The sequence below is a fragment of the Geodermatophilus sp. SYSU D00758 genome (genome assembly GCF_054049955.1).
Window position 1 is genome coordinate 118,260 of sequence record NZ_JBJGYK010000002.1, and the last position, 15,437, is coordinate 133,696.

Annotated in this window: 11 protein-coding genes and 1 pseudogene; 8 read left to right on the forward strand and 4 right to left on the reverse strand. The window is 71.5% G+C overall.

Annotated features, from left to right (window positions below; all coding sequences use genetic code 11):
- The first annotated feature begins 25 nt into the window (after positions 1 to 25).
- On the forward strand, positions 26 to 553 hold the full coding sequence (locus ACI8AC_RS02475) for an endonuclease/exonuclease/phosphatase family protein (RefSeq protein WP_456894842.1): 528 nt from the start codon (positions 26 to 28) through the stop codon (positions 551 to 553).
- Between the two features lie 66 nt (positions 554 to 619).
- Positions 620 to 936: pseudogene (locus ACI8AC_RS02480) on the forward strand (transposase); the annotation flags it as partial.
- Positions 937 to 1,023: 87 nt separating this feature from the next.
- Here the strand turns inward: ACI8AC_RS02480 and ACI8AC_RS02485 are convergent.
- Both ACI8AC_RS02485 and ACI8AC_RS02490 read right to left on the reverse strand, forming a co-directional pair.
- On the reverse strand, positions 1,024 to 1,149 hold the full coding sequence (locus tag ACI8AC_RS02485) for a hypothetical protein (RefSeq protein ID WP_456894844.1): 126 nt from the start codon (positions 1,147 to 1,149) through the stop codon (positions 1,024 to 1,026).
- A 123-nt stretch (positions 1,150 to 1,272) separates the two neighbouring features.
- The gene (locus ACI8AC_RS02490; protein ID WP_456894846.1) at positions 1,273 to 2,196 is read right to left on the reverse strand and encodes an IS5 family transposase; all 924 of its coding nucleotides are present in this window, start codon (positions 2,194 to 2,196) and stop codon (positions 1,273 to 1,275) included.
- A 131-nt stretch (positions 2,197 to 2,327) separates the two neighbouring features.
- Here ACI8AC_RS02490 and ACI8AC_RS02495 point away from each other — a divergent pair, with 131 nt between their 5' ends.
- The 3 genes from ACI8AC_RS02495 to ACI8AC_RS02505 all read left to right on the forward strand — a co-directional run bounded on the left by ACI8AC_RS02495 (position 2,328) and on the right by ACI8AC_RS02505 (position 4,928).
- Positions 2,328 to 2,531: a transposase gene (locus tag ACI8AC_RS02495; protein ID WP_456895066.1), complete on the forward strand. Its 204-nt coding sequence runs from the start codon at positions 2,328 to 2,330 to the stop codon at positions 2,529 to 2,531.
- A gap of 8 nt (positions 2,532 to 2,539) precedes the next feature.
- Positions 2,540 to 3,463: an IS3 family transposase gene (locus tag ACI8AC_RS02500; protein WP_456895068.1), complete on the forward strand. Its 924-nt coding sequence runs from the start codon at positions 2,540 to 2,542 to the stop codon at positions 3,461 to 3,463.
- A gap of 343 nt (positions 3,464 to 3,806) precedes the next feature.
- A complete protein-coding gene (locus tag ACI8AC_RS02505; protein WP_456894848.1) occupies positions 3,807 to 4,928 on the forward strand; it encodes an IS630 family transposase in 1,122 nt (373 codons plus the stop codon).
- 216 nt (positions 4,929 to 5,144) lie between these two features.
- Here the strand turns inward: ACI8AC_RS02505 and ACI8AC_RS02510 are convergent, their stop codons facing one another.
- Positions 5,145 to 9,467 carry a multicopper oxidase domain-containing protein gene (locus tag ACI8AC_RS02510; protein WP_456894850.1) on the reverse strand — a complete coding sequence of 1,441 codons (4,323 nt, stop codon included), beginning with the start codon at positions 9,465 to 9,467 and terminating at the stop codon, positions 5,145 to 5,147.
- 965 nt (positions 9,468 to 10,432) lie between these two features.
- On the opposite strand from ACI8AC_RS02510, the gene ACI8AC_RS02515 reads away from it, so the two are divergent.
- A complete protein-coding gene (locus ACI8AC_RS02515) occupies positions 10,433 to 11,371 on the forward strand; it encodes a sugar phosphate isomerase/epimerase family protein (RefSeq protein ID WP_456894852.1) in 939 nt (312 codons plus the stop codon).
- A gap of 276 nt (positions 11,372 to 11,647) precedes the next feature.
- Here ACI8AC_RS02515 and ACI8AC_RS02520 read toward each other — a convergent pair whose 3' ends face one another.
- Positions 11,648 to 13,063 (reverse strand): FAD-binding oxidoreductase, encoded by a 1,416-nt coding sequence (locus tag ACI8AC_RS02520; protein ID WP_456894854.1) that lies wholly within the window; start codon positions 13,061 to 13,063, stop codon positions 11,648 to 11,650.
- Between the two features lie 251 nt (positions 13,064 to 13,314).
- On the opposite strand from ACI8AC_RS02520, the gene ACI8AC_RS02525 reads away from it, so the two are divergent.
- Positions 13,315 to 14,592 (forward strand): NYN domain-containing protein, encoded by a 1,278-nt coding sequence (locus ACI8AC_RS02525; RefSeq protein ID WP_456894856.1) that lies wholly within the window; start codon positions 13,315 to 13,317, stop codon positions 14,590 to 14,592.
- 56 nt (positions 14,593 to 14,648) lie between these two features.
- A complete protein-coding gene (locus ACI8AC_RS02530; protein ID WP_456894858.1) occupies positions 14,649 to 15,431 on the forward strand; it encodes an SDR family oxidoreductase in 783 nt (260 codons plus the stop codon).
- The last annotated feature ends 6 nt before the right edge of the window (positions 15,432 to 15,437 follow it).

Sequence of the window (15,437 nt, forward strand, 5' to 3'; positions counted from 1 at the left end):
TTTCGGACACACGTTGGACACACACTTGGACCGTTTCGGCAACCACTGGCCCTCCCGCAGCGGCGGCCAGTCCGAATCCGCCGGATATCGCCACATCGCCGGGGAGACCCTCGCCTACTTCCACCAGCGAGCCCTCGAGGTCCATGGCGCCGACACCCCCGTGTTCGCCATGGGCGACTTCAACGACGAACCATTCGACACCTCCCTGGTAACCCACGCCCTGAGCACCCGGCAACGACAATCGGTGATCGGCGCCCAAGTTCCCCGACTATGGAACCTTACGTGGCCCACCACCGGCGAACCCGAGGGCACCTTCTACTTCGACAACCAGCCAAACGTCTTCGACCAATTCCTGGTGAATAAGAACATGGCCACCTCGAACGCCAAGCTGCGGGTAAGTGCGGACACCGTCGAGGTCTTGCGGCTCCCAGGCACGTTCACCACCGGCACGCACCGGCGTCCCCGGCCGTTCGGCGGCATGGGCAAGCCGGTCGATGAGGATGGCTTCTCCGATCACTTTCCCATCGGCGCCAGCATGACCGAGGCCAGTTAGAAGACGTTGCGGAAGTAGGTCCTCGGGCTCTGGCTGTCAGTGCGCCATCGGCGCAGGGTGCCGGCCATGTCATCGGCGGCGTCTTCCCCGCCGCTCGGCTGATCAGTGACGAGCTGTGGGCGCTGGTCGAGCCGCTGATCCCACCGCGCAAGCCGGCGGTGCACGGCCGCACTGGACGGCCACGGACGTCGGATCGGGACGTGCTCGAGGGCATCGCTTTCGTCCTGTCCACCGGCATCGGCTGGGCCAAGCTGCCTACCGAGCTGGGCTACGGGTCGGGCTGGACCTGCTGGCGGCGACTGCACGAGTGGGCCGAGGCCGGTGTCTTCGACCGCCTGCACCAGACCGTGCTTGACCGGCTCGGCGAGCAAGGAGAGCCCGACTGATCCCGCGCCAGCCTGGACTCGGTCAGCGTCCGGGCGAAAAGTCGCCGTGCTCGCCGGTCACCCTGGTCCGGCCGGTGGTGCTGGTCAGGAGGCGAGTGCCCAATGGCCGTCGGTGCCGGTCAAGCCCAGGGTGAGTAGTCGTCGCAGATTGATCGCGGCGCGCAGGTACAGCCAGGCGTGAACCGCCCCGGGATTGATGGAGGCTTCCAACCACCGAAGGATGGAAGTCATGGCGGCACCGCGGAAGTACCCCGATGAGCTGCGTGAGCGGGCGATCCGCTTCGCGCTCGATCTGGTCGACGGGGCGGAGAAGCTGAGCGTCAACGCCGCCTGCTAGGCCCTGTTTGATAAGTCGCGTAGCCAGATGTTGATGTTGGTGATCTGCACGGTGGCGTCGTAGCGGACGGCGAGCTTGTCGTACCGGGTGGCGAAGCCGCGGTGCTGCTTGTGCCGGTTGATCCCGCACTCCACGGCGTGGCGGTCCTTGTACCGCTCCGGGTGGAACGCCGGCGGGCGGCCCCCTGCCGGGCCCTTCTTGCGCCGGTTGGCCTGCTGATCGGCCTTGACCGGGATGGTCGCCGGGATGCCCCGCCGGCGCAGATAGCTCCGGTTGGCCCGGGCCGAGTAGGCCCTGTCGCCCAGTACCCGGTCCGGGCGGGTGCGCGGACGACCCGGCCCGGACCGCCGCGGCACCCGGATTCGCTCCAGGACGGGGATGAACTGGGGACTGTCGGCGGCCTGCCCTGCGGTCAGCGTCGTCGACAGCGTCTTGCGGCCCCGCTCGGCCGACAGGTGCACCTTCGTCGACAGCCCGCCGCGGGAACGGCCCAGCGCGTGGTCGGCCGGCTCCCCGACCGGCGGAGTGCGCTGGGTCTCGGGATGGCGGCGGGCGCCGGCGGCGTTCGGGTGCGCCCGGTTGACCGTGGAGTCCACCGAGACAACCCAGTCGATCAGCTTGGCCTCGTCGGCCAGCGCCTGCAGGCCGGTCACGATCGCCGCCCAGATGCCGGCCAGCTGCCAGGCGCGGTACAGCCCGTAGACGCTCTGCCAGCTGCCGTAGCGCTCGGGCACGTCCCGCCAGGGGCAGCCGGTCCGGATGCGGAACCGGATGCCGTCGATCAGTTGTCGCAACGTCCAGCGCCGGGGCCTGCCTGGCTTGGAGCCGATCGGTAGCAGCGTCTTCAACAGCGGCGCGAGGATCGCCCACTGCTCGTCGGTCAGGTCATGGCGGGCGCTGGCAGGTAGCCTGCCGTCCACGAGGTCTCCGTGGTGAGGGTCTTCTTGGTCGTTGATCCCTCTACCGGAGACCTCGCCTACTTCCCGGCACCGACACGCCTGGCCCGCTCCTCAGCGACTTCTCAAACAGGGCCTAGCGGGTCGGCGAGCAGCTGGGGATCGTGCCGGACTCGTTGCGGAACTGGGTGCAGCAGGCCCGGATCGACGCCGGCCACGCGCCGGGTCTGACCACCGACGAACGGGCACGGCTGGCCGAGCTGGAGCGGGAGAACCGCGAGCTGCGCCGGGCGAACGCGATCCTCAAGAGCGCGTCGGCTTTCTTCGCGGCCGAGCTCGACCGGCCACAGCAGCGCTGATCGACTACATCGATCAGCACCGACAGGAGTTCGGGGTCGAGCCGATCTGCCGGGCGCTCACCGAGGCGGGCGCCGCGATTGCTGCGAGCACCTACTACGCCGCACGAACCCGACCGCCCTCGCACCGGGCGGCCCGCGACGATCAGCTCAAGCCCGAGATCATCCGGGTCTTCGAGGACAACCTCGTCGTCTATGGGGTCCGGAAGGTCTGGCGAACTCTGCAGCGCGAAGGCCACCGGGTGCCGCGCTGCCAGGTCGAGCGGCTGATGCGCGAGCTCGGTCTGACCGGCGCGGTGCGCGGCAAGGTCAAGCGGACCACCGTTCCGGCCGCGACGGTCGATCCCCGGCCCGATGACCTGGTGCAGCGCGTCTTCCGGGCTGCGGCGCCGAACCGGCTGTGGGTCGCCGACCTGACCTACGTCGCGACCTGGTCGGGCTGGGTGTACGTCGCCTTCGTCATGGACGTCTACTCGCGGCGCATCGTCGGCTGGCGCTGCTCGACCTCCCTGCGCACCGACCTGGCCGCCGACGCTCTCGAGCAAGGGCTGTGGCAGCGAGCCCGCGACGGCCACGAGGTCCGCGGGCTCATCCATCACTCGGACAGGGGCTCGCAATATCTGGCCGTGTGCTACACCGAACGTCTCGACGCGGCCGGCGCTGTCCGCTCGGTGGGCAGCAAGGGCGACAGCTACGACAACGCCGCCGCCGAGTCCCTCATCGGCCTCTACAAGACCGAGCTGATCCGCCGCCGCGGCCCCTGGCGCGGCCTCGACGACGTCGAGCTGGCGACCCTGGAGTACGTCGACTGGTTCAACCATCGACGGCTGCACGGCGCCTGCGGCGACATCCCACCGGTCGAGTTCGAGGACAACTACTACCGTTCGATCGCCGGCCTCACCGAGGACCAACCGGCAGAACCGAGCCTCCACTGAACCCGGGGCGGTTCAGCGTCGTTTTGATCACGCCGCGGTGAGGCACTCGCCGATCGCCGCGGGTCAGCCAGGCGACGCTGCGTTCGACCATCGGCCGGTACCGGCGGTAGGCACGCTGGAAGTCCTCACTCACTCGTCGATGACTACTCCCGGCTGGCCACCTCCGTCGGTGAAGGCACGCTGAAGGCACGGTCAAAGGCAAATGGGGCTTTGACCAGCCGGAAGGGGCGCAAGGAAACCTCGCCTTCCAAGCTGGGCATGAGGATCCAACCCAGGGAGCGGTTCTGCTAGTGCCGTGACCACAACCTTGCCGGTGGGTCGATGCTGGAGCATGGCCGAACGCGTGAAGGCACGGCGCCTCTCGGATGAGGAAGGTCAGCGGCTGCTGCGGATCGTGCGCCGCGGGGAGCCGAAGGCGACCAAGAGCGTGATCCGCTACCGGCGGGCGATGGTGGTGCTGGCCTCGGCCAGCGGCAACACCGTGCCGGCGATCGCCCGGCTGATCGCCGCCGACGAGGACACCGTCCGGGAGGTGATCCACCGGTTCAACGAGCTCGGAATGAGGGCGCTGGACCCTCGCTGGGCGGGTGGCCGTCCCCGCCGGATCAGCGCTGAGGACGAGGCCTACCTCATCGAGACGGCCACCACCCGCCCGGCCAAGCTCGCCCAGCCGTTCACCCACTGGAGCCTGCGCGAGCTGGTCGGCTACCTGGCCGGCAACCCGCGCCGGATCGTACGCATCGGCCGGGAGCGAGCTCGCCGGCTGCTGGCCGCCCACGAGATCACCTTCCAGCGGACCAAGACCTGGAAGGAGTCCCCGGACCCGGACCGGGAGGCCAAGCTGGCCCGCATCGAGGAGGTTCTCGAGCGGTACCCGGACCGAACCTTCGCCTTCGACGAGTTCGGCCCGCTGACCATCCAGCCACACCCCGGGGCCGGCTGGGCGCCCCAGGGGCGACCGGCCCGGCTGCCGGCCAACTTCCACAAGACCGCCGGGGTGCGGTACTTCCACGGCTGCTACTCGATCGGCGAGGACCGGCTGTGGGGCGTGGTCCGCCACCACAAATCCGCGGCGAACACCCTCGCGGCGCTGCGCTCGATCCGCGCCACCCGCCCCGACGCCGACCCGATCTACGTGATCCTGGACAACCCGTCGGCGCACAAGGGCCCCAAGATCCGCGCCTGGGCCGCCCGGCACGCCGTCGAGCTGGACTTCACCCCGACCTACGCCTCCTGGGCCGACCCGATCGAGCCGAACTTCGGCTCGCTGCGCTCCTTCGTGATCGCCGGCTCCGACCACCCCAACCACGTCGTCCTCACCCGCGCCCTGCACGCGCACCTGCGCTGGCGCAACGCCCACGCCCGCCACCCTGACGTACTCGCCGCCCAACGCCGCGAACGCGCCCGCATCCGCAGCGAGCACCACCGGCGCTGGGGCCAACCTCGGCAGCGCACCGCGGCTTGATCACACCACTGCTATTCACCATCCCGGCGAACGTTCGTGGTCAGGGCACTAGCCCTGGGGAGGAGCGCTGGAGGTTGTCCGGAGCACCTGTCCGCCCTTCCGGAGACCCCTGTCTCCATCTCGCCGGGCATGGATCGATCGGACGCGGCGGCCTCGTACGGCCAGGTGGAGGCCCTCGTTCACCGCTCGCTCCCCCGAACACGAGCGCCCGACTGGTCAGCGCCGGCCACGTCCTCTCCCGATCGCCCGAAGCATCAGTTCCCGGACGAGGTCTCTCCACGGGCGATGCGCGACGGGAAGCACGGGAGCAGCTGCTCCCGGCAGCGTCCAACCGGGCGGCTCCACCCGCATGATCCCCCACAGCCCCTGCACGACGTCCCACTTGAGCACCCCGGACCGGTAGGCATAGTCGGCCCGTTGGGCGCCGACGGGGAGTCGGGCCGCCTGGAAATGGAACGTCTCAGCCCAACCGCTGGTGACCCCGGAGACCGCGCCGACGCGTCGCCCGGCCTCGCTGATGTGGTTGGTGACCCACGTGTGGCCGTGGATGGTGAAGCTGTGGTTCCGCGGCTTGTCGGCGCCCCCGACCAGCCGGAACCACACCCAGGACTCCGGTGGCACGGAGATCAACGGTGTGGCGGGTTCGTCGAGGTCGAGCCACCACGGGCGTCCGGTGGGCTCGCTGCGGTAGTTGAAGCCCTTCTGGCCTTGGTCCTCCACGTCCGGGGTGTCGCCGCGGGGGTCGTCCTGCAGGTCAGGCACGTCCGGCACGGGGAACGACTCGTTGCCGTGGAAGAAGAGGCGTAGCCCGTCCTGGAGGATCAGGACGAACTCCTCGTACGTGCGGGAGGCCGTGCCCTTGGTGGCGCCGGGAACGGTGATCGTGGCGCGGGGCCGGTGCCACGTCGTGGCCTGGGCGCCCTTCGGCTCGACGACGAGAGCGCCGACCGCGCCGTGGTGGCGGTGGTTGCGGAAGTCGGCCATGTCCTGCAGGAGCGCGACCCCGACGTCCTCGTCGGCGTGCCAGCTGTAGGTGACGGTGTTGGCCGCCGCCCCGGGCTCCGCGCTCTGGACGGGGTTGTCACCCACGTTGGCACCATCGCTGGTCCGCACGTCGTACCGGAGCAGGTCGGCGTGCATCGAGACCCGACTGGACACCCGCCGACCGCAGTCCTCCACCGGCACCTGAGGAGCGAAGGGCTCAGGTGCCAGGTCATTCGGCAGGCGGTTCTCGAGCGTGACCTGCACCCAGTCCCCCTGCCTGCAACGGATGACCAGCGGCTCGACCGGTCGGTGGTCTGGGTGCAGGACCGCGGACGAGGGCTGCGGGACGACCGTCGGAACCGCCTGGCCCTTCGGGGCGTAGGCGCTCAACTCGTACACGACGCCACGGGGGTCGATCAGGTCGCGCTCCCGGTAGACCACCGGCCGGTACCGGGCCACCACGTGGTAACGCCACATGTCGGTGGGCTTGGTGGGCGGCTCCGGCGGCGTCCCGGCCGCGGCGGCGAGCGCTTCCTCGGTCTTCCCCAGCGGCAGCGCCGGGAGCCGGTCGTCGCCACGCTCGAGGACCCGCACCAGCCCCCAGCAGCCCAGCCACAGGTCGTCCGCGGCGCTGAACTTCCACAGGTGGTCCCCGCGGCTGTAGCGCTGGTCGAGGGCGAAGGTGAACGCCTCGGAGATCCCGACCGTCTGCTGGTTGCGCCAGGCGCTGATCGGCGGCGTCACGTCCAGCCGGTCCGATCCGGGCAGCGGAACGTCGTTCGCGTACTGCCGCCAGCGCATGCCGTGGACCTGGAAGCTGTGCTGTTCCTCGTGCGAGCCCTGGAAGAGCCGGATGCGCACCGGGTCCCCGGCGTGCGCCTCGAAGACGTCGGTGTCGGGGTCACCGTGGCGCACGTCGGCGGTGCGGCGCGGCGTCACCCGGTCCGGATCGCTGACCTCGTACTGGTGGTGGCGGGAGAGGAACCAGAACGCCGGGTCCCCGCCGCGTTCGACGATCGGCTCGCAGCGGTAGTTGACGGCCATCACGCCCTGGTCGCTGTGGCCGCCGGCCTGCTCGGGCGGGTTGAGCGGGTCACCGTGCCCGTCGAACAACGGGACGAAGTCGGCGACGGCGACGGCGAACTCCCGGAAGTAGGTGGTGCAGCCCCAGGACCGGGGCACCTTGATGACAGCCTCGACACCGGAGGCGATCCCCCGGGAGAGGTCGCGCGGATCCAGGAACTCCGCGTTCGGGGGTTCGGCGATGAAGGCGCCGAAGAGGCCGTGCTTCTGCCGGTAGTTCGCGAACAGGTGGTCGTGGAAGAAGACCGTCCCGAACTCCTCGTCCACGTGCCAGCGGTAGACCATCTCCTTGCCGGTGCGCGGCCCGCTCAGGTAGTTCCAGCCGACGCTGGCGCCGTCACTGACCAGCGGGTCGAACTTCACCAGGTGCACGTGCAGCCCGCACTCGGCCAGCGGTGTGGGGAAGAAGTCGCACGGCGGGAACGGCAGGTCGAACGCCGTCCCGGGGATCGTGGCGGGGAGCCGGTTGTGCAACGTCGTCTGGACGACGGTGTCGCGGTGGCCGCGCACCACGAGCGGGCGCTGCTCGCCTCCGCGTAGGACCCGTTCCGCGTCCTCCGCGAGGACGAAGAGGTGACCGTGCGGGTCGTGCCAGCCGTCGCTGTTGTAGACGACGGGAGCGGCGATGACGTCGATGGCCCGGCTCTGGACCTCCCGCTTCTGGCCCTTCCCGTCGCGGTCGAACGGGAAGAGGTTGAACAGTGCCCCCGGCTGGGGGTCGGAGTTGAGGTGACCGGCCTCCAACGGCGTCACCAGCCCGGGAGGCCGGTAGTCGAGCTCCGGCGGCATCGCGCCCAGAGCCGCCGGCCACGGCGGGATGGGGCTCTTCTGGCCCACCTGACCGGGGATGAAGAAGGGATAGCCGGGCCGGGCCGGAGTGGGGCTCGGCGGTGGTTCACGGTCGGGCAGCGGCTGCAGCGCCAGGAGGGGTGAGCCGTCCGGATACGTCTTGGCCTCGATCGGGTTGCTCAGCGCCCTGCCGGTCTGGAGGCGGTCGAAGGTCCGGGTGATCCCCCACATGCCCTCGTGGAAGTGCGGATACAGGTGGCAGTGGAAGATCGCATCACCGACCGCGCCCTGCGCGCTACCGGCCCCGTACAGGTACTCGATGGTGTGCCCGGTCTGCGGCCCGACGGTGATCGAGTCGACGATCGGCGAGTTCCGGTTCCCGGGGTCGGCGTGCCACTGGTAGACGTGCTGGTGGAAGACGTGCGTCTCCTTGACGGCGGCGTGCACGAAGCGGATGCGGATCGGGTCTCCGACGTAGGCACACAGCACAGGGGTGGCCGGCTCCCCGAACAACCACGAGCTGTGGTGCTGTTCCTCGCCGATGACCGGCTCGAGCAGGCTGCCCTCGCGGATCATCCGCCAGAGCTTCCGCTCGCGGTTGATCATCGGCTCGGCGCGATAGCTGATCGTCATGATCGGCAGCTCGCCCTCGTGCTCGCTGCCCCCGTGCCCGTGGCCACCGGTGTGATCGGGGCCGGGTCCGCGGCTCCGGTGGTCCACCCGCCGGCAGCTGCCGTCGTCATGGGGTCCGGAGCCGTGGCGACCGCAGGCCCCCTGCGAGGCGTGGTGCCGGTGGTGATGGTGGTCGCCGGGATGGTGCAGGTCGCCGCCGTGCAGGTCATGACCGCCGGGACGGCCGCCCCCACCGCACCCTCCACAGCAGCACCCGTCGCGCCTGCCACCGTGGCCACCGCGGGCGGGACAGGGGTTGGGCTCGGGGGTCTCGTGCGCCGGCATGTACTCGGCCTCGTCGTGGAAGAACACCGCGAACTCGCGGAAGGACGCCTTCGGTGACGGGTACATCGGCGGCGGTGTGCGGAAGGGCGCCGCGGGGGCCTTGGCGGTCCCCCGCGGGTGCACGTCCATGCACAACCCGTCGCCCTGCGCGAAGCCGTCCGGGTGCGGGCCGTCGAGCCGGGTGCCGTCGACCGGATCGGTCCAGGTCGCCTCCGGTGGCTCCACGACCAGTGCTCCGAACAGCCCGTGCACGTTCGTGCCGTCCTCGCCGCCGGACAGGTCGCCCGCGTCGTGGAAGGGGAACACCCCCTCGTGCCGGCAGTGCCAGACGTAGGTCCGGCTGTCGCCGGTCGTCCCCGGGGGTGCAGCGAGGCTCGATGGGTTGATGCCCACGTGGGCACCGTCGGACTGGCGGACGTCGTAACCGTCGGCGATCAGGTGGATGCCGACACGCCTGCCCCGCACGTGGTTCCGGAAGTGGATCTCCACGGTGTCGCCGGCCCGCGCGCGCAGGACGAGCGGCCGGACGAGCGGGTGCGGCTTGCCGTACCCGACAGCCGCAGGGTCCTTCAGCGTCTCGAGCTCTGCCTTGTTCCGCTCGAGCGCGAAGATCAGGCCGTTGTGGTCGTGGTCCCCGTCAGAGTTGAAGAAGATCGGCACCTGCAGCGCGACGACCCTGAACCGGCGGATTCGCTGGGCTGTCGCCCCGGAGGCACCGACTCTCATCCCGAGCTCCTCGTGGCACTCGCACGGTCCTGACGCGTGCTCGCGTGACGCCGTGGTCCCGTCGAGGGCCGGTTCGCCCCGTGAGGGAACGCCGTGGAGTCAGGCAGGGCCAGGACGAGGCCGGTGCACGGTCGGGAATGGGCGGCTCACGTTAGGTGCGCGCGCGTCACCATGACGTCAACGGACCATCAGACGTGGACGAAGCGGCCCGGGGTGCCACCGAGATCGTCATCGGCAGGTGTCCGGTTCTCGGCGGCCATCACCGACGCCTCGCGACGGGCAGACCCCCGGCCGGCGGGCGTGCCCGTCGACCAGCCTGCCAGTCCCCTCGGGCAGGCGGCCTCGGTCCCCGTTTCGCGCCCCCTGGTCGCCGTTCTCCGCTTCCTGCGTCGAGGACCGGTCGTGTTCGCGGACGGGGCCGTCGAGCGGATCGAGCCAGCGGGTGGGGACCGGGACGATCGCCGCCCGGGAGGCCGCCACGAGATCCAGGCACCGTCTGCTCCGCTCCGCGATGGCGGCTGTCGCAGCCGCCGCGGCCGGCCTGCTCACCGGCTGGGTGGTGAAGTCCGCCGGTGCTCCCGAGGACGGGAGCAGGTAGGGCTGCGCGCGTGCTCGTCGACGGCTGTCGTCCCGGCGACAGGGCGTACGGACCGCGGCAGGGGGACCACGGGCGCTGCGTCGTCCTCGCTGGATCGACGCGCCTGCCTGTCGGTCCGATGCCCGCGCCTGCCGGCGGGTCTCAGGTGCCCCGAACGCCCGACCACCGCCGTGGACGAGCGGCTCTGCGACCCGCGTGCCAGCCGTCTTCCGCCCGACCCTGCGCGAACTTTCGCTTTGCGTCGGGCGTAAGTCCCACTACGTTGTGGGCCACAGCACAGAGTCAACGCAGCGCAACAGTCCTGAGACAGAGGGCGACCGCACCTGCGGCGATGACGTGCACCCATGTGACGATCCGAGGGGGTTCCATGAAGTTGACGACCAGCCTGCGGGCCGTGTTCGTCGCCGTCCTGTCGGCGCTGCTGTTCGTCGGCCTCGCCGGCACGGCGAGCGCCGCCCCGCCCGCCCAGGGCCAGCAGGCCTCCGACTGCGCCGGCCGCGGCGTGCCGCTCAGCAAGATCTCCATCCAGCTGTACACCTTCGCCGGTTACATCGGCAGCGGCGCCGGCGCGCAGGCGCGCCACGAGGACGTCCTGCGCCGCCTCGCCGAGATGGGCTACCGCAACGTCGAGCCGTACACCCTCAGCGGCTGGACCGCCGAGGAGTACGCGGCCCTCCTGGACGAGTACGGCCTCGAGGCGTCGGCCCGGCACGTCGGCGTCGGCACGCACAGCGCCCCCGCGGACATCGAGCAGATCCTCGAGGAGAACCGCGTTCTCGGCATCAAGTACTTCGGTTCCGGCAGCAGCGCCGGGGCTCCGTGGGCCCAACCGCTGCCGACCGAGGCCGACTGGGTGGCCTACGCCGAGTACCTGGACGCCGTCGGCGAGCAGGCGCGCAAGGCCGGCCAGACGCTGATGATCCACAACCACGACTTCGAGTTCACGACCGTCTTCGGCGACCGCACCGCCTTCGACATCCTGATGCAGCACACCCAGGCGAAGAACGTCGTCTCGCAGCTCGACCTGTACTGGGTCTCCTTCGCGGGGCTCGAGCCGCTCGACGTGATCGAGGAGTACGGCGACCGGATCCAGCTGTTCCACGTCAAGGACCTCAACGAGGACCTGGACCGGCGGATCGAGATCGTGGGCCGCGGCGACATCGACTTCCCGTCGATCTTCGCGGCCGCCGGCGGCAGCACCCGCTACTTCGTCGTCGAGCACGACCCGCGCCGGGGCGACCCGACGTTCGACCCCTTCGAGGCCGCGCAGGTGGGCTTCGACTACCTCACCTGCACGACCTACTGAGGTAGCAGCGCTCCGCAGGGGGCGGTCCCGGCTCCCCGGGACCGCCCCTTCGCGCGTCGAGGAGCCCGCGCGCCCGCTGGATGCTCAGCACCCCGCCGGGCGGGGGTCGGGGGCCCGGCCTGCGCCCGACGGGGACATGCAGCGGCCTCGAGGTGCCGGCGCGGCTGCCGGCCTCGGACGTCGGAGCTCACACCGGCTCGTCTCCCCAGGGACACGCCGGCTCGGGCCGTGTCGGCGGGACGGCTCCTCCGCGGCTCCCTCGGCGGACGGACCGGCTCAGGTGGAGGACCGGCGGGGCGGGGGCGCCACCGGTGTGATGTTCGGGTTCAGCCGGAAGAGGTTCCCCGGGTCGTAGCGGGCCTTCAGCAGGCGGAGCCGGTCGAGGTTCGCGCCGAAGGAGGCCCGCACCTTCTCGGGTGGGTCGTCGGTGGCCAGGTGGTTGACGTAGGCGCTGCCCTTCATGTGCGGCTCCGCAGCCGCCCAGCTCGAGCGCAGCCAGTCCGTGTGCCGCTCGGACTCCCCGGCCTCGGTCCACTGGGCGATCACGTCGACGTCCCACTGCACACGGCGGGCCGCGAACGCGGTGTCCTCCGGGGGGACGCGGGTGGCTGCACCGTGCACGTGGAAGAAGATGACCGCGCTCAGCGGGGAGGTGAAGCCGGCGGCGGCCGCGGTGACGGCGTCGATCAGGCCGTCGTCCAGCTGCTCGGTGAACGCCGAGCGCCAGTAGCGGTGCAGCCCGTTGACGGCGTTGGGCTGGTCGAGCATCGACTGGCGTGCCACGTAGGGCATGGGCGCCACGAGGTCGGCCAGCGGGGAGCCGAACTCCCGGGCCGGCCGCAGCACCCGTTCCCCCTCGTCCAGCGGGCCGTTGTAGCCGAGCAGCAGGGCGATCACGGGGACGCCGGCCTGCGGATCCGTGAGCAGCGCGCAGTAGGCCTCGGCCTCGTCGGGCAGCGTGGCGCAGAAGTCGCCGTAGAAGCGGAGCACGTCACCGGCCCGGTCGAGCGGGTGCACGACCATGCCGCCGAGCACCTCGGGGACCGGGTGCAGGCGGAAGCGCAGCGACGGGACGACCCCGAAGTTGCCGCCTCCGCCGCGCAACGCCCAGAACAGGTCGGGCTCGCGGTCCGCGTCGACCGTACGCAGCTCGCCGTCGGCGGTGACCACCTCGGCCGACAGCAGGTTGTCGACCGCCAGGCCGTGCTTGCCCATGAGCCAACCCAGGCCGCCACCGAGGGTCAGCCCGGCGACCCCGGTGTTGGACACCGTGCCCCCGGTGGTGGCCAGGCCGGCGCGCTGCGTCTCCTCGTCCAGCTCGCGCCACAGGACGCCACCGCCGACCTGCACGCTGCGCGTGTCGGGGTCGACCGTGACCGCCTTGAGGAGCGACAGGTCGATCACCAGGCCGCCGTCGTTGGTGCCGTAGCCGGGAGCGCTGTGCCCGCCGCCGCGCACGGAGAGCAGCAGCCCCTCGTCCCGGGCGAAGCCGACGGCGCGCTGGACGTCGGCGACGTCGAGGCAGCGGGCGATCGCCGCCGGACGACGGTCGACGTCGCCGTTCCACACCCGCCGCGCCGCGTCGTAGCCGTCGTCGTGCGGGCGCAGCAGTGCCCCGCGCAGATCGGCGGCGAGTGCCACCAGGGCCTCGTCGCGCACCGGTCCCGGCCGGCCGGCCTCGGTGATCGCCATGGTGCCTCCTCCGCGCGCGGGGCTCCCTGCCCTCGGCACGCGCACCCTGGCAGCGGTGCCCGTGGCGTCGACAGGGCCGGAAGCCCCGCCCCGTCGCGAGCAGCCCCTCCGGCGCGGCCGCCACGCCGAGACGGATCGGAACGGATCGTCATCGTCCGGTGACAGGATCCGGACGGCACGACCGGCACCACGGGGGAGCCGGTCGACCACGGGGATGGTCCGGTCGCGAGCGTCGGGCTCAAGGAGGTCACATGGCGCAGATCGCGTTGTTCATCGACTTCGAGAACCTCGTGCTCGGCGCCGAGGAGACGCTGCCCGGGCGCACCAACCCGGTGCCGTACAAGGCGCTGGAGCTGCTCTGCCGCGACTACGGCAACGCGGCGGTGCGCCGGGCCTACGCCGACTGGTCGAAGCCCCAGTTCGGCCGGTACCAGGAGGACCTCGGACTCAACGGCGTCGACCTCGTCCAGGTCAAGCGCTTCGGGGTGCAGCAGAAGAACGCGGCGGACATCCGCATGGCGGTCGACGCCATGGAGACCCTGATGGTCCACCCCGACGTCGAGGTGTTCATGCTCGTCGCCGGCGACGGCGACTACTCGCCCCTGGTGCAGAAGCTCCGCGAGTTCGGCAAGACGGTCGTCGGGGTGGGCACCGAGGCCTCTGCCAGTCGCCGCCTCGTGGCCGTGTGCTCGGAGTACAAGTACTGGGCCACGCTGGTGGCGGCCGTCGACCCTCGTGCGCGGTCGGCCGTCGCCGCCGAGTTCGACATCGAGCGGGTTCGTCCGCTGCTGGTGGCCGCGCTGGCCGAGTCCACGACCGAGGTGGTGGTCGCCGCCTGGCTGAAGACGAAGATGCTGGCCCTCGACCCGTCCTTCGACGAGCGCAACTACGGCTACCAGAGCTTTGGGGGACTGCTCGAGGCGATGTCGGACACGGTCGTCGTGTCGGCGGGCGACACGGACCTGCAGGTGTCCCTGCGCGACCGGGCGCGGGAGAACCTGCAGGACTCCCCTGCCACCGCGGCTCCGCTTCCCGCCGACCAGGAGGTACCGGCCGCCCTCCGCCTCCTGCGCCAGCGGGGCATGGACATGCCGACACGCCCCGAGACGCGGGACTCGCTGCTGGTCAGCGTCCACGAGGGGTGGGCGTCCGGCGCGATCCGGGTCGTCGGTGACATCGGCGACGTGCTGCTGGACGAGGAGACGGGCCACGTGCCGAACGCGCGTACCCGCAACCCGCTCCGCCACGCCCTCGTCGCGGCCGACACCCGCGTCATCCCGCTCGCGGAGCAACCGGACGAGCAGCGGCGGCTCGTCGAGTGCCGGGTGCAGCCGTGCGACGGCGTCGACTGCTCCGACTGGGTGCGGTCGGCGCACGTGGCCTGGCTCGCGTGGGCGGCGTGGAAGCTCCGCGACCAACCGGATCCGGAGGCTGCCCTGGCGACCACCTTCTTCGCCGATGCCGAGCAGTACGGCCGGGAGCTGGTGCCGGACGCCGTGGCGCGGGCGAGGCTCAGGTCCGCTGACTGACCCGCCCGACCGCGATCCGCCCCGCGAGCGCGGCCGCCGTGGACGACGATGACCCCGTGGGCTCTCCTCCGCCGCCGGATCCCCGCGCCGCCGTGGCCGCCGGCACGCGCACCGCGGTGGTGACCGGCGCCGGTTCCGGCCTCGGCCGCGCCATCGCCCGGGCGCTGCTGGACGACGGCTGGGCCGTGGCCCTGCTCGGGCGCACCCCCGCCGCGCTGGAGGAGACCGCGGACGGCGCCCCCGCGGCGCTGGTCCTTCCCACGGACGTCGCCGACGAGCAGCACGTCGACGCGGCCTTCACCGCCGTCCGCGGCGCCTGGGGCCGGCTCGACCTCCTGGTCAACAACGCCGGCACCTTCGGTCCGGCCGGCGAGGTGGACGAGATCCCGCTCGCCGACTGGCGGGCCACCGTGGAGGTCAACCTCACCGGCGTCTTCCTCTGCTCCCGCGCCGCCGTCCGGCTGATGAAGGCGCAGGACCCACCCGGTGGGCGGGTCGTCAACAACGGCTCCGTCTCGGCGCAGGTGCCGCGGCCGGCCAGCGTCGCCTACACCGCCACCAAGCACGCCGTCACCGGGCTGACCAGGGCTATCGCGCTCGACGGCCGCGGCCACCGGATCACCTGCGGGCAGATCGACATCGGCAACGCGGCCACCGAGATGACCGCCGGGATCGCGGCCGGGGCCCGCCAGGCCGACGGCTCGATCCGTCCCGAGCCCACCTTCGACCCGGCGCACGTGGCCGCGACGGTGGTGCAGATGGCACGGCTGCCGCTGGAGGTCAGCGTCCCCTTCACCACGATGGTCGCGACCGGCATGCCCTACCTCGGTCGCGGCTGAGGCCCA